Annotated in this window: 15 protein-coding genes; 13 read left to right on the top strand and 2 right to left on the bottom strand. The window is 70.6% G+C overall.

From position 1 onward, the window contains the following. Positions 1–64 precede the first annotated feature (64 nt). The 6 genes from ACQEU1_RS44725 to araA all read left to right on the top strand — a co-directional run bounded on the left by ACQEU1_RS44725 (position 65) and on the right by araA (position 9,664). Positions 65–2,530, top strand: coding sequence for an alpha-L-arabinofuranosidase C-terminal domain-containing protein (locus ACQEU1_RS44725; protein ID WP_433216908.1), 2,466 nt, complete (start codon positions 65–67; stop codon positions 2,528–2,530). Further along, positions 2,527–3,960, top strand: coding sequence for a family 43 glycosylhydrolase (locus ACQEU1_RS44730; RefSeq protein WP_433216911.1), 1,434 nt, complete (start codon positions 2,527–2,529; stop codon positions 3,958–3,960). The genes ACQEU1_RS44725 and ACQEU1_RS44730 overlap by 4 nt, the downstream gene beginning before the upstream one ends. Positions 3,961–4,068: 108 nt before the next feature. Continuing rightward, complete coding sequence (locus ACQEU1_RS44735; RefSeq protein ID WP_433217098.1) at positions 4,069–5,055, top strand: LacI family DNA-binding transcriptional regulator; 987 nt, start codon at positions 4,069–4,071, stop codon at positions 5,053–5,055. Positions 5,056–5,817: 762 nt separating this feature from the next. Next, entirely contained in the window at positions 5,818–7,491 is a 1,674-nt protein-coding gene (gene araB / locus ACQEU1_RS44740; RefSeq protein ID WP_433217101.1) for a ribulokinase, read from the top strand. Then, positions 7,491–8,144 carry an L-ribulose-5-phosphate 4-epimerase gene (locus ACQEU1_RS44745; RefSeq protein ID WP_433216914.1) on the top strand — a complete coding sequence of 218 codons (654 nt, stop codon included), beginning with the start codon at positions 7,491–7,493 and terminating at the stop codon, positions 8,142–8,144. The genes araB and ACQEU1_RS44745 overlap by 1 nt, the downstream gene beginning before the upstream one ends. A 17-nt stretch (positions 8,145–8,161) precedes the next feature. After that, the gene (gene araA / locus ACQEU1_RS44750) at positions 8,162–9,664 is read left to right on the top strand and encodes an L-arabinose isomerase (RefSeq protein WP_433216917.1); all 1,503 of its coding nucleotides are present in this window, start codon (positions 8,162–8,164) and stop codon (positions 9,662–9,664) included. Here the strand turns inward: araA and ACQEU1_RS44755 are convergent. Next, a complete protein-coding gene (locus ACQEU1_RS44755) occupies positions 9,634–10,464 on the bottom strand; it encodes an alpha/beta fold hydrolase (protein ID WP_433216920.1) in 831 nt (276 codons plus the stop codon). The genes araA and ACQEU1_RS44755 overlap by 31 nt on opposite strands. Positions 10,465–10,657: 193 nt before the next feature. Here ACQEU1_RS44755 and ACQEU1_RS44760 point away from each other — a divergent pair, with 193 nt between their 5' ends. The 3 genes from ACQEU1_RS44760 (at position 10,658) to ACQEU1_RS44770 (ending at position 14,578) form a co-directional block, all read left to right on the top strand. Further along, positions 10,658–11,368 (top strand): hypothetical protein, encoded by a 711-nt coding sequence (locus ACQEU1_RS44760; protein WP_433216923.1) that lies wholly within the window; start codon positions 10,658–10,660, stop codon positions 11,366–11,368. A 155-nt stretch (positions 11,369–11,523) separates the two neighbouring features. Continuing rightward, entirely contained in the window at positions 11,524–13,494 is a 1,971-nt protein-coding gene (locus ACQEU1_RS44765) for an RICIN domain-containing protein (RefSeq protein WP_433216926.1), read from the top strand. Positions 13,495–13,504: 10 nt separating this feature from the next. Beyond that, entirely contained in the window at positions 13,505–14,578 is a 1,074-nt protein-coding gene (locus ACQEU1_RS44770; protein ID WP_433217104.1) for a cellulose binding domain-containing protein, read from the top strand. Here ACQEU1_RS44770 and ACQEU1_RS44775 read toward each other — a convergent pair whose 3' ends face one another. After that, complete coding sequence (locus ACQEU1_RS44775; protein WP_433216929.1) at positions 14,579–15,562, bottom strand: LacI family DNA-binding transcriptional regulator; 984 nt, start codon at positions 15,560–15,562, stop codon at positions 14,579–14,581. It lies immediately after the preceding gene. 74 nt (positions 15,563–15,636) lie between these two features. On the opposite strand from ACQEU1_RS44775, the gene ACQEU1_RS44780 reads away from it, so the two are divergent. The 4 genes from ACQEU1_RS44780 to ACQEU1_RS44795 all read left to right on the top strand — a co-directional run. Then, positions 15,637–16,812, top strand: a complete 1,176-nt coding sequence (locus tag ACQEU1_RS44780; protein ID WP_433216932.1) for an MFS transporter — start codon at positions 15,637–15,639, stop codon at positions 16,810–16,812. A gap of 160 nt (positions 16,813–16,972) precedes the next feature. Continuing rightward, the gene (locus tag ACQEU1_RS44785; RefSeq protein WP_433216935.1) at positions 16,973–18,208 is read left to right on the top strand and encodes a pectate lyase family protein; all 1,236 of its coding nucleotides are present in this window, start codon (positions 16,973–16,975) and stop codon (positions 18,206–18,208) included. Beyond that, entirely contained in the window at positions 18,205–19,077 is an 873-nt protein-coding gene (locus tag ACQEU1_RS44790; RefSeq protein ID WP_433216938.1) for a carbohydrate ABC transporter permease, read from the top strand. The genes ACQEU1_RS44785 and ACQEU1_RS44790 overlap by 4 nt, the downstream gene beginning before the upstream one ends. Then, positions 19,074–19,695, top strand: a 622-nt coding sequence (locus ACQEU1_RS44795; RefSeq protein ID WP_433216941.1) for a carbohydrate ABC transporter permease, incomplete at its 3' end; no start/stop codon positions are given. The genes ACQEU1_RS44790 and ACQEU1_RS44795, both read left to right, overlap by 4 nt.

Here is a 19,695-nt window from a genome sequence, read left to right on the forward strand (position 1 = left end):
GTTGCCCGTAACAAGTACGCAGCCCTATGTTAACGCTCACTTCCGAGCTTGGGAGGGAACCCCTGTGTCCCGCAAGCACGTACTGCTGAGCGCTGCACTCGCAGCGAGCCTCCTGGTCGCGGTCCCCGGATCCGGCGCGGCCGCCGAGACCGACTACACGCTCAAGATCGACGCCGCCGGGCGAGGTCCGTCGATCGACGATTCGATGTACGGCGTCTTCTTCGAGGACATCAACCGGGCCGCGGACGGCGGCCTGTACGCCGAGCTGGTGCAGAACCGCTCCTTCGAGTACGACCCGGCGGACAACGCGAGCTACCACGGCCTGACCTCGTGGGCTCCGCACAGCGGCACGGTCGACGTGGTCGACGACAGCGGCCGCCTGAACGAGCGCAACCGCCGTTACCTGAAGCTGGGCCTGCCCGCCGGCGTCATCAACTCCGGCTACAACAGCGGGATCGCCGTGCGCAGCGGCGAGCGCTACGACTTCTCCGTCTGGGCGCGCGCCGACCAGGCGGTTCCGCTGACCGCCACGATCACCGACCCGGCCGGAACCGCGCTGGGCGACCCGGTGAAGATCCAGGTGAGCGGCGGCTGGGCCCGTTACACCGGCACGATTCGCGCTCGTCAGACCAGCACCACCGGAAGGCTCCTGGTGACCGGCGGCGGCACCGGGACCCTGAGCCTCGACATGATCTCGTTGCTGCCGCGGGACACCTTCAAGGGGCACGGCCTGCGGCGCGACCTGGCCGAGAAGATCGCCGCCCTGAAGCCGGGCTTCGTGCGGTTCCCCGGCGGCTGCCTGGTCAACACCGGCAGCCACTACGGCTACGACGCGCCGAACTTCGAGCGCCGCCGTTCGTACCAGTGGAAGGACACCATCGGGCCGGTCGAGCAGCGCGCCACGAACTCGAACTTCTGGGGCTACAACCAGTCCTACGGCCTCGGTTACTTCGAGTACTTCCAATTCTCCGAGGACATCGGCGCCATGCCGCTGCCCGTCGTGCCCGCGCTGGTGACCGGCTGCGGCCAGAACCGCGCCACCGACGATCCCGTGCTGCTGCAACGGCACATCCAGGACACGCTCGACCTGATCGAGTTCGCGAACGGTCCCGCCGACTCCGTCTGGGGTCGCAAGCGCGCGGAAATGGGCCACCCCAAGCCGTTCAAGCTCACGCACCTCGCCGTCGGCAACGAGGAGAACCTGCCCGACGAGTTCATGGCGCGCTTCACCCGGTTCCGCGACGCGATCAACGCGCGGTACCCGGAGATCACCGTCGTCAGCAACTCCGGCCCCGACGACGCGGGCGGCACGTTCGACCGGCTGTGGCAGCTGAACCGGCAGGCCGGCGTGAAGATGGTCGACGAGCACTACTACAACAGCCCGAGCTGGTTCCTGGAGAACAACAACCGCTACGACACCTACGACCGCAACGGCCCCAAGGTGTTCCTCGGCGAGTACGCCTCGCAGGACAACAGGTTCTCCAACGCGCTGAGCGAGGCGGCGTTCATGACTGGCCTCGAACGCAACGCCGACGTCGTGAAGCTCGCCTCCTACGCGCCGTTGCTGGCCAACGAGGACTACGCCCAGTGGCGCCCGGACATGATCTGGTTCAACAACCACGCGTCGTGGGGCTCGGCGAGCTACGAGATGCAGAAGCTCTTCATGACGAACGTGGGCGATCACGTCGTGCCGAGCACCGCGTCCGCCACGCCGTCGACGCAGGCGCCCATCACCGGTGCGATCGGGCTGTCGACCTGGGCGACCGCTGCCAGCTATGACGATGTGAACGTGACCAACGCGGCCGGGGAGACGCTGTTCCGCGACGACTTCTCCAGCGGTGACTCGAGGTGGACCAAGTCCGGCCGCGGCGCTTGGAACGTCGTCAACGGCGCGTACGTGCAGTCCGACGCGGCCGCCGAGGACACGCTCGTCACGGCGGGGGACCGGACCTGGCGCGACTACACCCTGAACGTCAAGGCGGTGAAGCAGTCCGGGCGCGAGGGCTTCCTCATCGCGTTCGGGGTGCAGGACACCGGCAACTACTACTGGTGGAACCTCGGCGGCTGGAACAACACCCAGTCGGCCGTGGAGAAGGCGGTCGGCGGCGGCAAGAACACCTTGCTGAGCAACGGAACCCGCATCGACACCGGCCGCACCTACGACGTGCGGGTCGAGGTGCGAGGGCGCCACGTCGCGCTGTTCCTCGACGGGCAGAAGTGGGGCGAGTTCACCGACGACAAGGTCGCCGAGCCGTTCCGGCAGGTCGTCACCCGCGACCTCGCGACCGGCGAGCTGATCGTCAAGGTGGTCAACGCGCAGGCCGACACGGCCCGCACGCGGATCGACCTCGGGGTCCCGGTGGCCTCGACGGCGCGGGCGACCGTGCTGCAGGGACGGCCCGACGACGTGAACACCGAGTTCACCCAGCCGATCCGCGCCGTCGCGTCGCAGGTCCGCGTGGCGAGCAGTTTCACGCACACCTTCCCGCCCCACTCCGTCACGTTCCTCCGGATCAGGAGCCGCTCGTGATCACCAGACGAACCCTGCTGGCCTCGGGCGGCGTGCTCGCCGCCGGCACCGCCCTGACGTCCGCCGCGCCCGTCGTCGCCGCCGAATCTCCGGTGGAACTGCCGACTCGCAACCCTCTTGTCGAGCAGCGCGCCGACCCGTTCATCACGCCGCCGACCGACGGCATGTACTACCTGACCGGGTCCGTGCCAGAGTACGACAGGGTGGTGATCCGCGGGGCGTCCACACTGGACGGTCTGGCGGCCGCCCGTGAACGCACCGTCTGGCGGCGTCCCGCCTCGGGTGCCATGGGCGGCTACATCTGGGCGCCGGAGCTGCACCGCATCGACGGCAAGTGGTACGTGTACTTCGCCGCCGGGGACAAGGACGAGCCGTTCCGCATCCGCACCTACGTGCTGGAGTCGCCTCACCCGGATCCGCGTGAGGGCGGCTGGGTGCTGCGCGGGCAGATGGTGACGGCTTGGGACACGTTCACACTCGACGCGACCACGTTCGCTCATCGGGGGAAGCGGTACTTCCTCTGGGCGCAGAGCGAGCCCGGCATCGCCACCAACTCGAACCTGTACATCGCCGAGATGGCCTCGCCGCTCGCGTTGAAGAGCGCGCCGGTGCGGATCGCCGTGCCCACGTTGCCGTGGGAGGTGCAGGGCTTCAAGGTGAACGAGGGACCGGCGGTGCTGATCCGCAACGGGCGGGTGTTCGTGACGTACTCGGCGAGCGCCACCGACGCGCGGTACTGCATGGGCCTGCTGACCGCCGATGAGAACGCGAACCTGCTGGACGCGCGGTCGTGGACGAAGTCGCCGTCGCCGGTGTTCGCCACGTCCGCGGCCACCTCGCAGTACGGGCCTGGGCACAACTCGTTCACCACGGTTGGGTCTTTGGACGTGCTCGTTTATCACGCACGCGACTACCGCGACATCGTCGGAGATCCGCTGTTCGACCCGAACCGGCACACGCGCGTGCAGCGGTTGTACTGGAACACGGACGGCACGCCGTCGTTCGGGGTGCCGGTGGGGCGGGGCGGTCCGGTGGTGCGGTTGTCGCCTTTGGACGCGCCTTCGCTGGTGGTGCGGCACTACGAGTACCGGTTGCGGGTGGACGGCGATGTGCGCACGGTGGCGGACGCCCAGTTCCGGTTCGTGCCGGGCTTTCTGGGCGCGGGCACGGTGGCCGTGCAGTCGGTGAACTTCCCCGACCGGTACGTGCGGGTGGACGGGGACACGTTCCGCGTCGACCCGTTCGAGGACACCGACGCTTACGGGCGTGCGGCGAGCTTTGTCCGGGTGCCGGGACTATCGGAGAGCGGGGCGGTTTCGCTGCGTGTCGGAACGGACACATATCTCGCTCATGACAATGGCCGGGTGGTGTTGTCGAGGCCCGGTAATGACCGCGACGCGCGGCGACGTGCCACATTTCGCCTCGAATGAGTGGAGAATGAGCACTGCATCGAAGCCGGCCTGGTGTTATCGCTAACATCACCGGCGCAGATCAAGGATCGGAGACCGCTCGTGGAGAAGACCTCGCGTGACCCCGCGATGACCGATGTCGCACGACTCGCCGGGGTGTCGCACCAGACGGTCTCGCGTGTGCTCAACAACCACCCGAACGTCCGCGAACAGACCAGGTTGCGCGTCCAGGCGGCCATCAAGGAGCTCGACTACCGGCCCAACCGCGCGGCGCGCGCGCTCGTCACCGGCAAGTCGCAGCTCATCGGCGTGGTGGCGCAGAACTCGACGCTCTACGGCCCGGCCTCGCTGCTGTCCGCCTTCGAGGAGGCGGCGGGCGAGGCCGGGTTCGCGGTCAGCGTCGGCAGGGTGAAGGTGCTCGACCGCGACTCGATCGCCGCCGCCGTGGAACGGCACCGCGACCAGCGCGTGGCGGGCATCGTCGTGATCGCGCCGAACTCCTCGGCCGCCGACGCCCTCGCCGACGTGCCGGCGGGCGTGCCGCTGGTGACCGTGGACGGCGACCCGTCCCGCCCGACCCCGCTGGTGACCGTCGACCAGGCGATGGGCGCGTACGAGGCGACGAGGCACCTCCTCGCGATGGGCCACGAGACGGTGTGGCACGTCTCCGGCCCCGCGGACTGGTTCGACGCGGCGGGCCGCGTGGAGGGCTGGCGCATGGCCCTCGACACGACCGGCGCCGAGATGCCCCCGGTCGTCGCGGCCGACTGGAGCGCGGCCTCCGGCTACCGCGCCGGGCAGATGCTCGCCAGGATGCCCGAGGTCACGGCCGTGTTCTGCTCGAACGACCACCTCGCCCTGGGCGTGCTGCGGGCGATGAGCGAGCGCGGCAGGAAGGTGCCGCACGACGTGAGCGTGGTGGGCTTCGACGACGTGCCGGAGGCCGCGTACTTCATCCCGCCGCTGACGACCGTGCGCCCGGACTTCGCCGCGGTGGCGAGGGAGACGCTCGGGCTGCTGCTCGAGCAGGTGAGCGACGGCGAGACGACGCAGCCGCGGCGGACGGTGGCGCCGACGCTGGTGAAGCGCGAGAGCGTGGCACCGCCGCCGAAGTAGCCGCCGGCAAAGGGGCCGCCGCTGGTGAGGGCGCGCTGGTGAGGGCGCCGCTGGTAAGGCGCTGCCTGTGGGGGCGCCGCTGGTGAGGGCGCTGCTGGTGAGGGTGCCGTTGGTGGGGGCGCTGCCGGTGAGGGGAAGCACCGGCTGAGGCGCCGCCGGAGAGGCTGCCGGTGGAGCGAGTAGTCGCTGGTCGGGGCGCTGTCGACCGGGCTGGTGGCAGGAGCTGGGTGACGCTGGGCCGCGTCGTGGATGCCCATCGCGGGCTCGGCTCGTGCGGCTGTCGGTCGGCGAGTTCGGTGTCGGTCGGCCTGGAGAGGTTTCCGAGGGCCTGGGCACCTCGTCGGCGATCCATTTGGCGTGTTCGTGGCCGCCGCCCGCCACGTGCCCCGCAAGCGTGGCCCAACCCCTCGCTGCCGTCCAGGATGCCCGCCGCCCCGCCCCGCCCCGCCCCGCCCCGTCCCGCGCCGCCCCTCCCTCCGCCCCGCCCCTCCCTCCGCCCCGCCACTCCCGCTGCCCGCCACTCCCGCTGCCCGCCCTCCCGCTGCCCGCCCTCCCGCTGCCCGCCCTCCCTCCGCCCCGCCCTCCCTCCGCCCCGCCCTCCCGCTGCCCGTCCTTCCCTCCCGCCCGGACCGCTCATCCGCGCGGGGCACGTTGTCGTGCGTTCACGTTTGGCCCATTTCGCGCGCTCCCAACGGAATCACGATGTATCGGGCACATCTTGACTCGCGGAATGTTAGCGATAACACTCAGGTCGTGACTGACATGACGATCGGCCGGGACGCGTGCGTGGTGGGTGTCGACTTCGGCACGCTGTCCGGTCGCGCCGTGGTCGTGCGCGTTCGCGACGGGGCCGAGCTGGGCACCGCCGTCCACGATTACCGGCACGGCGTGGTGGATCGGGTGTTGCCCGCCACCGGCGCGCCGTTGCCGCCGGAGTGGGCGTTGCAGGTGCCGTCCGACTACCTCGACGTCTTGCGGACCGCCGTCCCGCAGGCCGTCGAGGCGGCCGGGATCGGCGCGGACCAGGTGATCGGCATCGGGACCGACTTCACCGCCTGCACGATGGTGCCGGTGACGGCGGACGGCACGCCGTTGTGCGAGTTGGTGGAGTTCGCTGAGGAGCCGCACGCGTACGTGAAGCTGTGGCGTCACCACGCCGCGCAGCCGCAGGCGGATCGCATCAACGCGCTCGCCCGGCAGCGCAAGGAGCCGTGGCTAGCGCGCTACGGCGGGCTCATCTCGTCGGAGTGGGAGTTCGCCAAGGGGTTGCAGCTGCTGGAGGAGGCGCCCGAGGTCTACGCGGCGACCGAGCGCTGGGTCGAGGCCGCCGACTGGATCGTCTGGCAGCTCAGCGGCACGTACACCCGCAACGCCTGCACGGCCGGGTACAAGGGCATCCACCAGGACGGCGGCTACCCGAGCGCGGAGTTCCTCAGGGAGCTCAACCCCGCGTTCGAGCGGTTCGTGCAGGACAAGCTCGAGCACCCGCTGTCGGCGTTGGGCGCCAGGGCGGGCGCGCTCACGAAGCAGGCCGCCGAGTGGACCGGGCTCAACGAGGGCATCGCGGTCGCGGTCGGCAACGTCGACGCGCACGTCACGGCACCGGCCGCGCAGGCCGTCGAGCCCGGTCAGATGGTCGCGATCATGGGCACGTCCACCTGTCACGTGATGAGCGGCACCGAGCTGAGCGAGGTGCCGGGCATGTGCGGCGTCGTCGACGGCGGCATCGTGCCGGGGCTCTGGGGGTACGAGGCGGGGCAGAGCGGCGTCGGCGACATCTTCGCGTGGTTCCTGCGCAGCCAGGTGCCGCCGGGCTACCACCGGGAGGCCGAGGAACGAGGCCTCGACGTGCACGAACTGCTCACCGAGCTGGCCGCGCACCAGGCCGTCGGCGAGCACGGCCTCGTCGCGCTCGACTGGCACAGCGGCAACCGGTCCGTGCTGGTCGACCACGAGCTGTCCGGTGTCGTCGTGGGGCAGACCCTCGCCACCAGGGCCGAGGACGTCTACCGCGCGTTGCTGGAGGCCACCGCGTTCGGCACCCGCGTCATCGTCGACACCTTCACGAAGGCAGGCGTCCCGGTCACCGAGCTGGTGATCGCCGGCGGCCTCACCAAGAACGCCCTGCTCATGCAGATCTACGCCGACGTCGTGAACCTGCCGTTGTCGGTGATCGGCTCCGCGCAGGGCCCGGCGCTCGGGTCCGCGATGCACGCCGCCGTGGCCGCCGATGCGCACGTGAACATCCGCGAGGCAGCGAAGGCGATGGGGTCGGTGCGCCGCAACGTCTACCAGCCGATTCCGGAGAACGTCGAGGCGTACCAACGGCTCTTCGCCGACTACCTCGAGCTGCACGACTACTTCGGCCGCGGTGCCAACGATGTCATGCACCGGCTGCGCGGTTACCGGCGTGCCGCCCTGGAGGGGAAGAGCTGATGTCACCCACGGCAGAGCTGCGCCGCACGGTCGCCGACCTGCACCGCGAGCTGACCCGCTACGAGCTCGTGAGCTGGACCGCCGGCAACGTGTCGGCGCGGGTGCCCGGCCACGACCTGATGGTCATCAAGCCGTCCGGGGTGTCCTACGACGAGCTCGGGCCGCACGCGATGGTCGTGACGGACCTGCACGGCGAGCTGGTCGAGGGCGAACTGGCGCCGTCCAGCGACACGGCGGCGCACGCGTACGTGTACCGGCACATGCCTGAGGTCAACGGCGTCGTGCACACGCATTCTCCTTATGCCACAGCGTGGGCGGCGCGCGGCGAGCCCATCCCGTGCGTGCTCACCATGATCGCGGACGAGTTCGGCGGCGACATCCCGGTCGGCCCGTTCGCGCTGATCGGCGACGACTCGATCGGCAAGGGCATCGTCGACACGCTGAGCACCAGCAGGTCGAAGGCCGTGCTGATGCGCAACCACGGCCCGTTCACCGTGGGGGAGACGGCGGTGAAAGCGGTCAAGGCCGCGGTGCTGCTGGAGGACGTCGCCCGCACCGTCCACTTCGCACGCCAGCTCGGCACGCCCGACGTGATCGACCCGCGGCACGTCGACCGGCTCTACGAGCGCTACCAGAACGTTTACGGCCAGTGAGCCCAGAAGGAGAGCACATGCCGGACAAGCCCCAGATCTGGTTCCTCACCGGCAGCCAGCACCTCTACGGCCCCGAGACGCTCGACCAGGTCGCGGCCCAGTCCCAGCAGATCCGGCGGATGCTCGCCGACTCCGGCCGGATCAGCGCGGAGATCGTGTGGAAGCCGGTGCTCACCGACTCCGGTGCGATCCGCGCGGTCATGCAGGAGGCGAACGCCGACCCGTCGTGCGTCGGTGTGATCGCGTGGATGCACACGTTCTCCCCGGCGAAGATGTGGATCACCGGGCTGGACCTGCTGCGCAAGCCGTTGCTGCACCTGCACACGCAGCTCAACGAGGCGCTGCCGTGGTCCAGCATCGACATGGACTTCATGAACCTCAACCAGGCCGCGCACGGCGACCGCGAGTTCGCCTACGTGCAGACGCGGATCGGGGTGGCGCGCAAGACCGTCGCGGGGCACGCGAGCGACCCGGTCGTGGCCGAGCGGATCGACGGCTGGGCGCGCGCGGCGGCGGGGCTCGCGCACCTGCGCGGGTTGAAGCTCGCGCGGTTCGGCGACAACATGCGCGACGTCGCCGTGACCGAGGGCGACAAGGTGGAGGCGGAACTGCGCTTCGGCGTCTCGGTCAACACCTACGGCGTGAACGACCTGGTGGCCGTGGTCGACGCGGTGCCGGACGCGAGCATCGACCTGCTGGTCGCCGACTACGCGGACACGTACCGGCTGAGCCCGGAGCTCACCCGCGGGGGAGAGCGGCACGAGTCGCTGCGCTACGCGGCCAGGATCGAGATCGGCCTGCGGTCCTTTGTGGACGACGGCGGGTTCGGCGCGTTCACCACGAACTTCCAGGACCTCGGCGGGCTGCGGCAGCTGCCGGGCCTCGCCGTGCAACGGCTGATGGCGGACGGCTACGGCTTCGGCGGCGAGGGAGACTGGAAGACGTCCGCGCTGCTCGCGGCCGTGAAGGCGATGGGCGCCGGGACCGGCCGCGGCACGTCGTTCATGGAGGACTACACCTACCACTTCGGGCCGGGCGTGCCGAAGATCCTCGGCGCGCACATGCTGGAGGTCTGCCCGACGATCGCCGCCGGGCAGCCGTCGTGCGAGATCCACCCGCTGGGCATCGGCGACCGGGAGGACCCGGTGCGGCTGGTGTTCGACGCCGCGCCAGGACCCGCCGTGGTGGTCGGCCTCGCGGACATGGGCGACCGCTTCCGCTTGGTGGCCAACGAGGTCACGGTCGTGCCGCCGGACGAGCCGTTGCCGAAGCTCCCCGTCGCTCGGGCCGTGTGGCAGCCCGCGCCGTCGCTCTCGACGTCCGCGGAGTGCTGGCTCACCGCCGGCGGCCCGCACCACACGGTGATGACGCAGGCCGTCGGTGCCGAGGTGCTGCGGGACTTCGCGCAGATGGCCGCCACGGAGCTGGTGCTGATCGACTCCGCGACGACCCCGGCGTCGTTCGCCGACCGCCTGCGCTGGAACTCCGCCTACCACCGCCTGGCCGCGGGAATCAGCTGACGGGCGTGGAAATCGCCTATCTGCCGCCACGTCGCGACGGGGTTGGAGTACATCGGGAGCTGCCCGCTGTGGGGGATCTCGGCGAGCTCCACCCCGTTCGCGTCCAGCAGCGGCAGGTAGGACAGGCCCGCGCACTGCTCGCCGTAGAGGTACATCCGCGGGCACGGCAGCGCCAGGAACTTCCGCAGCAGGTCGCCGTGGTCGGCGAGCTCGACCATGGAGCGGAACAGGGTCGGGATCGCGCCGCGCCGGACCTTCGCCGGGAGGTTCGCGGCGTACAACCCTCCGCCGTAGCAAGGGGTCTCGCGGCTGCGTTCGGCGAGCGCGAACACGAAGCCGCCGGGGTCGGGGTGCCGCAGCGCCTCCCTGCTCAGCACGCAGTCCTCGGGGGCCAGGACGCCCTTGATGTTCACGAAGCTCAGCACGCGGCCGGGTTCGGCGTGGGCGAGCAGGAGTGCGGCGAGCGCGCCGGTCAGGTGCCCGACGACGTGGAACTGGCCGATGCCCGCCCGGTCGAGCAGGGCGCGGGCGGTGTCGGCGAGGAACGGCAGGTCGACCTGCCCGAGGTCGGCGCACTCCGTGGCGCCGGCGCCGGGCGCGTCGTAGGCGAGGAACGAACGCCCGGTGAAGTCGTGCCGCTGCAGGACGTCGAGGTAGTCCTCCTTGCTCGTGCCGAACCCGTGCAGGAAGACGACGGGGGCGTCGGAGCCCTCCCGGCGCAGGACCGACGCGACCCGGAGGTTCACCCCCTGGACGCGCAACGGGATCTGCTCGTGGACGACTCTGGCGGCCGATGGCATGGCTGTTCCCCGGTTCTTCGCAGGTGCAGGGACTGCGGAATGAATCGTGAGCATGCCACCCGCTGTGAACGCTCACAAGTAGTTGAACCTTTCACTTTCCCGGTACGTATCCCGGAATGCCGGCACAAACGTCCCCTAGTCGTGAGGTTCGAACATGTCGAGAGCTCATGCACGACCGCAGCGGAACAAACGGGTGATCGTCGCCGGAATCGCCGTTGCCGCCACGCTGACGGCGGTGACCGCGGCCGTCGCTTTCGCCGGCGGGGAGACCGCGACCGGCTCGATCGTGTGCCCACAGCCGGTCGTCCCTGCGGTGCCGGCCGCCGCGCAGGCGGAGGTGCGGCGGGAACTCGCCGGGCTCGACCGGCAGATCGCCGAGGCCAACGAGCGGCTGCGCACGTCGGCCGGTGAAGGCGGCCCGAACTTCGTGCAGAACGCGATCCTCGGCCCGTTGGCGAGCAAGCGGGTCGCCGCGCTGAACCGCATCGAGACCGCCATCGGCAGGGTCGCGGCGAAGCCGGAGGGCCTGGAGAGGTTCGCGACCTGCGGACTCGGGCAGGCTCCCGCCGTCTCGGCGCCACCGAGCACGTCTCGGCAGGCGGCCACCGGCACCCCGGCCGCGGGCGCGATCGAGTGTCCGCTTCCCGTGCTGCCGAACGTTCCCGCGGCCGCGCGGTCCGAAGTGGACCGTGAGCTCGCCACCCTCGGCAAGCAGCTCGCCGAGGCGAACGACCGGCTGCGCACGTCGGCCGGTCAGGGCGGCCCGAACTTCGTGCAGAACGCGATCCTCGGTCCGCTGGCGAGCAAGCGGACCGCCGCGCTGGACCGGATCGCGATCGCCATCGGCCGGGTGGAAGCCCGGCCTCAGGGGCTGGAGCGCTTCGCCACCTGTTCGCTGCGGTAACTCTCCTCGGGGTTCGAGCGGACAGGCCCGTCTCCTCGGGGGCGGGCGTTCCCAGGGTCCTGCCGGGCGGGCGCGCCCCCGCCCGGCAGGACTTGACTCGTCAGTAGGTTGTCGATAGTTGTTAGCGTGAACATCGCCTGTTCAACGGAGAACCGATGACCAGACTCGCTGCTCTGCTCGCCGCTTCGACGCTCCTGATCTCCACCGCGGCCCCCGCCACCGCCGCCGCCGAGACAGTCGCGGTGAGACCGGATCCGACCTACCAGCAGGAGCCGTTCCAGGGCTGGGGCACGAGCCTCGTGTGGTTCGCCAACGCCACCGGCGGCTACCCGGACGAGATCCGCGACCGGCTGGCCGAGCTGCTGTTCGGCGCGGACGGGCTCGACCTGAACATCGCGCGCTACAACATCGGCGGGGGCAATGCCCCGGACGTGCCGCCGTACCTGCGGGCCGGAGCCGCTGTCCCCGGCTGGTGGAAGGCCCCGGCCGGCACCACGCGCACGGACACCGGCTGGTGGCGGCCGGGCGACCCGCGGTTCTTCGACGCCGCTGCCGATCCCCGGCAGCGGTGGTGGGTGGACCGGATCAAGCACGACGTGACGCGCTGGGAGGCGTTCAGCAACTCCCCGCCGTGGTTCCAGACCGTGAGCGGGTACGTCTCCGGTGGCTTCGACCCGAACGCGGACCAGCTGCGCGAGGACCGGATCGGCGACTTCGCCGCCTACCTCGCCCAGGCCTCCGCCGAGCTGGAACGCTCACACGGCATCAGGTTCGCGACGGTCGACCCGTTCAACGAGCCCAACACCCCGTACTGGCGCACGACTCTCGGCCCGGACGGCAACCCGACCGGCGGCCGTCAGGAGGGCGCCCACCTCGGCCCCGGCCTGCAGGCGAAGGTGGTGCCCGCGATGGCGGAGGCGTTGCGGGCTCGTGGGGTCGGGGCTGTCGTCTCCGCGCCGGACGAGACCAATCCCGGCCTCTTCGCCGACGACTGGGCGGGCTATCCGGCGTCGGTGCGCGCCCAGGTCGGCCAGGTGAACGTGCACACCTACGGCACGGGCCGCCGGACATCCGCACGTGACATCGCCAAGGGCTCCGGCAAACCGTTGTGGATGAGCGAGGTCGACGGGCACTGGGGCACCGGCCAGAGCTTCACCAGCATGGACCCCGGCCTGGGCATCGCCGAGCGCGTGATCGACGACCTGCGCGAACTCGAACCGCGCGCCTGGCTGCTGTGGCAGGCCGTCGAGGACTACAACAACATGAGGCCGGGTGCCGAGTCGCCGGACGGGATGAACTGGGGTGTCGTCCAGATCCCGTTCGACTGCGGACCGCAGGACACGCTGGAGACGTGCCCTGTGCGCGCTAACACGAAGTTCCACACCCTGCGCAACTTCACCCACTACGTGCGGCCCGGCGACCGGCTGGTCGAGGTCAACACCACCACCGACGTGGCGGCGGTGCGCGGAGGCGAGCTGAAGTCGTTGGTGCACTTGAACAAGAGCGCTGCGGCACAGTCGGTGGTGCTGGACCTGTCGGCGTTCGCGTCGGTGCGGCCAGGAGCCTCCGTTCGCCCGGTCGTGACGGACGAGCACGGCGCCTTGGTGAAGGGTGCCGCTGTGCGCGTGCGGGACCGCAAGGCCACGCTGTCCGTGCCCGCGCGGTCGGTCACGACCTTCGAGGTGAACGGTGTCGGCGGGGTGGACCCGGCGGCCGCGCTCGGCGGCGACCACCGGCTGACCGGGGTGCAGAGCGGCAAGTCCCTGGCACCGTCGGGTACCTCGCTCGTCCAGCGCACCACCTCTTCGGCGGCGGACCAGGTGTGGCGGGTGGAACGCCGCAGCGGCGGCTACGACAGCCGGGCCCAGTTCTCGATCACCAACCGTGCCACGGGGCAACGGATCGCGGCCGGCGGAGGTGACGTCGTGCTCAGTTCGGCGGACGGTCCTGCCGCCCGGTGGGTGCTGTCGTCCACAGGGGACGGGACGTGGACGTTCGTCAACGCGCAGAACGGAAGTCTGCTCGACGTGATCGGCGAGTCGCGTGAGGACGGTGCGCGAATCGGGCTGTACCAGGCGACATCGGGTGCGAACCAGCGCTGGTCGGTGTCCGTTGCGGGCAGGTAGCGGGTTGCTGGTGGTGGTTCTGCTGGCCGGAGCGTGCTCGGCGGAACCACCTGTGCCGGCGCCGGTCACCACCATGCCTTGGCGGCCGCCCACGCTGGTCAACGAGCAGGTGCCCTACGAGAGGGTGCTGCACGTCGTGCGGGACGTGGTCGACGGCAGGACAGTCGAGCTGGCGGACGGCAGGAAGGTGCAGATCGCGCAGCTCGCGGCTCCGGTGGGGTGTTGGGCCGAGGGGGCGCTGGCGTTCGCCCGGACCACCTTGCTGGCGAGCGCTGTCCGGATCAGCCCGGTTCGGTCCGGGGACGTGAGGCTGGAGCTGGAGGACGGCACGGACTACGCGGTGCTGGCGGTGCGGCAGGGCGTGGTGAGAGCGCAGGGGGTGGACGGTGGGCCGCTGTCGACGGCTGAATCCGGGACAGCCGCGAACGCCCAGCCTCTCCCGACTGCGGGGTCCGAGTCCGCCGCGAACGCCCAGGTCGCGCCGACCGCGGGATCCGAGGCCGCGGCGAACTCTCGGCCGTTGCTGATCGCGCAGGCCGAAGCCGCGGCGGCGGGCAGGGGAGTGTGGGGGCCGCCCTGCGACACCTCCACCCCCGCCACACCGGGACTCGCGGACCCCGGCCATCTCAACCCCGGCCATCCCGACCTGGGCCAGCCGACCCCCAGACAGCCGACTCCTGGCCAGCCAGCCCCCGGCAACACCTCTGGAACCACCACCAAGGCTCCCGCGCCGACCAATGCCCGTCCGCCGGCCCCGCCGTCTCAGGCCTGCGTGGTCGCCTACCGCGTCACCGGGCAGTGGCCGGGTGGGTTCCAGGCGAGTGTGAGCGTGCGCAACACCGGGTCCTCCTCGGTGGACGGCTGGACGTTGCGGTGGACCTTCGCGAACGGCCAGTCCGTCACCGACATGTGGAACGCGCGGGCGCGGCAGTCCGGTGCCGTGGTGAACGCGCTCAACGCCGACTACAACCCGCACATCGCTCCCGGCGGTGAGGTCGTGATCGGGTTCAACGGCGCGACGCGGGCCGGGAACTCCGCTCCTGGCGCCTTCACGCTCAACGGCCTGCCGTGCGGGGCCGGATGATCAGGCGCTCTCCCGCACGACGAGCGAGGACGGGTAGAAGGTCGCCCCGGAGGTGTCGCGGCGGTCGAGGACCGAGCGCGCCGCCGCCGTGGCTATCTCCTCCACCGGGTGCGTGCTCGTCGTGAGGGCTGGGCGGCTCAGGCCCGCGAAGGCGATGTCGTCGAAGCCCGCCACCGCCACGTCGGCCGGCACCCGCACGCCGAGCGAGTGCAGTCCGTCCAGGACGCCCAGCGCGGTCAGGTCGCTCAACGCGAACACGGCGTCGGTGTCGGGCCAGCGCGCCATGATCTCGACGGCCGCCTGGGCGCCGCGCACCGCCGTGAAGTCGCCGACCACGACCCTCGGCTCGCCACCGGCCTCGCGCAGGACCTTCCGGTACGCCTCGACGGCGCGGTCGCCGCAGGGCAGCCACGACGGTCCGGTGACCATCGCGATGCGCTGCCTGCCGGTGCGCACGAGGTGCCGCACCACGCCGTCGGTGCCGGAGCGGTTGTCCACGTCGAACGACGGCACGTGCCGCGCGCCGACCCCGACCGCGGCGACCCGGCCGCGCAGGGATCGCGGCACTGTCTCGAGCGCCGGCCGCGTCGGGTTCACCACGACCAGCCCGCCCAGGCCGCGGCCCTCGGCCAGCCGCGCGAGCGATCCGGGGTCGTTGAGGGGCAGCCAGTGCAGGGAGACGCCGACCTCGCGTGCGGCGGCGACGTTCGCGGCGGAGGTGAGCACGCGGCCGACGTACGGGTCGTCGAGCACCGCGGCCGTGTGCCCGATGACGGCGATCGCGAGCCGCGTGCCCGTTCGGGTGACCAGCGCGCGGGCGGAGGCGTCCGGGACGTACCCGAGCGCGGTGACCGCCGCGGCGACCCGGTCCCTGGTGTGTTGTGATGCCGGTCCGTGTCCCGTGACGACACGTGAGGCGGTCGCCCGGGACACGCCTGCGGCCCTGGCCACGTCGTCCAGCGTCACGGTGCGTTCTGCCGTCATCTGAACAGTATTGCGGTGGAAGCGCTTCCATGTGTGGGGTAAGAACTTCGGTATCGAGAAAGGGAGGGACCGGGATGTCGGTCACGGTGTCGCGCAGTCAGATCCGAGCCGCCGCGGCGGGTGTCGCGGTCACGTTCGGGCTCAACGGCGTGGCGGTGGCGACGTGGTTCGCCAGGGTCCCCGCCGCCCGCGACGCGCTGGGCCTCACCCCGGCCGCGCTCGGCCTGCTGCTGCTCGCCATGTCCCTCGGCGCCTGCCTGGCGATGCTCACCGCCGGCGAGGTCACCCACCGCCTGCGGCCCCGCCGCACGGTCTCCGTCTCGGCCGTCACCGTCGCATGTGGTCTCGCGCTGGCCGGCTTCGGCATCGGCGCGAGCCCCTCCGTGTGGCTCACCGCGATCGGCATCTTCACGCTCGGCTACGGCTCTGGCCTGTGCGACGTGGCGATGAACGTCGAGGCCGCCGAGGTCGAACGCGCCCTCGACAAGACGGTGATGCCGCGCTTCCACGCCATGTGGAGCCTCGGCACCGTCGCCGCCGCCGGCCTCGCGTCGTTCGCGGCCTGGGCGGTGCTGCCTGTGAGCGCTCACCTCCTCGTCGTGGCCGCCATCGTCGCCGTGGGCACGCTGGTCGCGGCCCGCACCTACCGGTTCGCGGGCGCGTCGGAGGCGCACGGCACGGGCAGCGGCGTCCTGGCCGCCTGGCGCGAACCTCGCACGCTGCTGATCGGCCTGCTGGTGCTGGTGTTGGCGTTCACAGAGGGCACCGCGAACGACTGGGTGGCGGTGGCGTTCATCGACGGCCACGCGTTCGCCCCGGCGATGGGCGCGGTGGTGTTCGGCGTGTTCGTCACGACGATGACGTTCGGCCGCATCTTCGGCACCCTCGCCCTGGACCGCTGGGGCCGGGTGCCGGCGATCCTCGTGTCCATGGTGCTGGCGGCGTCCGGCGTCACGATCGCCGTGTTCGCCGAGTCGTCCGCGGTGGCCGTCGCCGGCGTCGCGGTGTGGGGGCTGGGCACGGCGCTGGGGTTCCCGGTCGGGATGAGCGCCGCCGCCGACGACCCGGCCAGGGCGGCCGCACGGGTCAGCGTGGTCGCGGTGATCGGGTACACGGCGTTTCTCGCCGGGCCGCCGCTGGTCGGATTCCTGGGCAACGAGGTGGGCGTGCTGAAGGGGCTGCTGGTGGTGCCGCTGCTGTTGTTGCCGGCGCTGCTGCTCGTGCCGATGTTGAGGCCGGTCAAGAACTGACGCCTCATTCGACGGCATTCGATTCGAACAACCGTCGAATTCCGGGTCGAATCGTCGAATGAATTCACTTCGTTGACGCGTGGCGAACACATTCGTATTCTCGGTTCACGATCGTGGACCCTGTTCAAGAATGTGAATCCTTTCCGAAGGGTATTTCGCCATGCGGCTTTTCGCCTGCGGGCTGGTTCTCGCCTGCGCGTTCACCGGTACAGCGCACGCCGGCCACGACCCGGCGAGGCAGGTGCTGCCGGCGGGTGACGGCTGGGCGTCGGCCGGGCCGGGCACGACCGGGGGATCGGCGGCGGCCACGGTGCACGAGGTGCGCACGAAGGCGCAGCTCGTCGCCGCCCTCGCGGCGCCGGGGCCGCGGCTCGTCAAGATCAGGGGCGTGATCGACGCGAACACCGGCGTCGACGGGAAGCCGTTGCGGTGCACGGACTACGCGACGGACGGCTACACGCTCGCCGGGTACCTCGCCGCCTACGACCCGGCCACCTGGGGGTGGGAGAAGGAGCCGGAAGGGGCGCTCGAGGAGGCGCGGAAGGCGTCGGCGAGGAAACAGGAAGCCGCGATCGCGCTCACCGTCAACCCGGACACCACGATCATCGGTGTCGGCAAGAACGCCGGCATCGCGGGCGGGAGCCTGCGGATTCATGGCAGCCGCAACGTGATCGTGCGCAACCTGACGTTCCGGGACACGCACGACTGCTTCCCGCAGTGGGATCCGACGGACACCAGTCCCGGGGCGTCGCCGGGCAACTGGAACTCGCTCTACGACTCGGTCTCGATCCAGCGCTCCGAGCACGTCTGGATCGACCACAACACGTTCACCGACGCGCCCAACCCGGACAGCAGCCAACCGCTCCACTTCGGACGGCCCTACCAGGTCCACGACGGCCAGCTCGACATCACCAACGGCGCCGACCTCGTCACGGTGGAGCGCAACGTCTTCGCGGAGCACGGCAAGACGATGCTGATCGGCTCGTCGAACACCTCCACCACCGACCCGGGCAAGCTGCGGGTGTCGGTGCACCACAACGTGTTCCGCAACGTCCTCGAACGCGCGCCGCGAGTGCGGTTCGGGCAGGTGCACGTCTACAACAACCTCTACGAAGGCGCGCAGACCTACAGCTGGGGTGTGGGGGTGAAATCCCAGATCTACGCCCAGAACAACTACATCAGGGGCATCGACCCGGCGAAGGTCGTCTACAACTGGGGCGGCACGGCCATCACCGACGTCGGCAACCTGGTCGACGGCAGGAGCACCAGCCTCGTCGAGGCCCACAACGCGGCCAACCCCGGCAAGCCGCTCGCCACCGACGCGGGCTGGACGCCCGCGCTGAACCGCGGTCTGGAGCCCGCCCACCGGATCAGGCACCTGAAGGCAGGCGCGTGAAGAGCCGTTGGGCGCCGTACGCCCTGATCGCCCCGACGCTCCTGCTGATGGCCGTGTTCCTGGTGTACCCCATCGCGAGCGTCGGGTGGTTCAGCCTCCGCCAGCACACGGTCACGCAGCCGTGGAAGAACGGCTTCATCGGGCTGGAGAACTTCCGCAGGATGCTCACCGAGGACCCGCTCTTCTGGCAGAGCCTCGTGTTCAGCGCCAAGTGGGTGGCGGTGGAGGTCGGGCTCCAGCTCCTCTTCGGCCTGGCCCTCGCGCTCATCGTCAACGAGACGTTCGTCGGCCGGGCGGTGGCGAGAGCACTGGTGTTCTCGCCGTGGGCGGTGTCCGGGGTGCTGACGACCGGCATCTGGATCCTGCTCTACAACCCGTCGACCGGGATCTTCCAGCAGCTGGCGCAGTGGGGGATCGGCGACCCCGGCACGTCGGTGCTCGGCAACCCCGCCACCGTCTTCGAGGCCACCGTCGTCACCGAACTCTGGCGCGGGGTGCCGTTCTTCGCGATCTTGCTGCTGGCCGACCTGCAGACCATCCCGAACGACCTGTACGAGGCGGCGTCCGTCGACGGCGCGGGGCGGTGGCGCCGGTTCCTCAGCGTCACGCTGCCGCACCTCAAGGACGCCATCGTGCTGTCGACGCTGCTCAGAGCCGTGTGGGAGTTCAACAACGTCGACCTCATCTACACGCTCACCGGCGGCGGCCCGGCGAACCAGACCACGACGCTGCCGCTCTACGTGGCGCGCAAGGCCGTCGACTCGCACGACTTCGGCTACGGCTCCGCGCTCACCACGGCCGGCTTCGTGATCCTGCTGTTCTTCTCGATCCTCTACCTGAGGCTGTCCAAGTTCGGGAGCCGGGCATGACCCAGACGATCAGCCGGATCGCGCGGCTGCACCTGCCGCTGGCGCTGTACCTGTTGTTCACGCTCATCCCGTTCTACTGGATGCTCGTCTTCGCCCTGAGGCCACCGGGGAACACGTCGCTCGTGCCGTGGCCGATCACGTTCGAGCACTTCGACACGGTGTGGAACGGCGTCGGGTTCGGCTTGTTCTTCCAGAACAGCCTGATCATCGGCATCGGCACGCTGGTCACCGTCACGATCTTCGCGCTGATGGGCGGCTACGCCCTGGCGCGGTTCAGGTTCAAAGGCCAAAGGGTCTTCCTGCTGGCGTTGCTGTGCACGCAGTTCATCCCCGGCGCGATGATGCTGATCCCGTTGTTCGTGATCTTCAAGAACACCGGGCTGCTGAACAGCCTCACCGGGCTGGTGATCGCGGACACCGCGTTCCAGCTGCCGCTCGCGCTGATCCTGATGAGCGGGTTCGTGCGCAACGTGCCGGTGGAGCTCGAAGAGGCCGCGATGGTCGACGGCTGCACGCGGTTGCGCGCGTTCTTCGCGGTGACGTTGCCGCAGCTGAGACCCGCGCTGGTGGCTGTCGGGTCGTTCGCGTTCATCGGTGCCTGGAACAACTTCCTGTTCG

It is taken from the genome of Lentzea sp. CA-135723, from assembly GCF_050936595.1.
In the GTDB taxonomy this organism is placed as follows: domain Bacteria; phylum Actinomycetota; class Actinomycetes; order Mycobacteriales; family Pseudonocardiaceae; genus Lentzea.

Coding starts and splice junctions, on each gene's coding strand:
- ACQEU1_RS44735 (WP_433217098.1), top strand. CDS start 4,069: ATGACCGATGTCGCACGACTCGCCGGGGTGTCGCACCAGACGGTCTCG.
- araB (WP_433217101.1), top strand. CDS start 5,818: ATGACGATCGGCCGGGACGCGTGCGTGGTGGGTGTCGACTTCGGCACG.
- ACQEU1_RS44745 (WP_433216914.1), top strand. CDS start 7,491: ATGTCACCCACGGCAGAGCTGCGCCGCACGGTCGCCGACCTGCACCGC.
- araA (WP_433216917.1), top strand. CDS start 8,162: ATGCCGGACAAGCCCCAGATCTGGTTCCTCACCGGCAGCCAGCACCTC.
- ACQEU1_RS44755 (WP_433216920.1), bottom strand. CDS start 10,464: ATGCCATCGGCCGCCAGAGTCGTCCACGAGCAGATCCCGTTGCGCGTC.
- ACQEU1_RS44765 (WP_433216926.1), top strand. CDS start 11,524: ATGACCAGACTCGCTGCTCTGCTCGCCGCTTCGACGCTCCTGATCTCC.
- ACQEU1_RS44775 (WP_433216929.1), bottom strand. CDS start 15,562: ATGACGGCAGAACGCACCGTGACGCTGGACGACGTGGCCAGGGCCGCA.
- ACQEU1_RS44780 (WP_433216932.1), top strand. CDS start 15,637: ATGTCGGTCACGGTGTCGCGCAGTCAGATCCGAGCCGCCGCGGCGGGT.
- ACQEU1_RS44785 (WP_433216935.1), top strand. CDS start 16,973: ATGCGGCTTTTCGCCTGCGGGCTGGTTCTCGCCTGCGCGTTCACCGGT.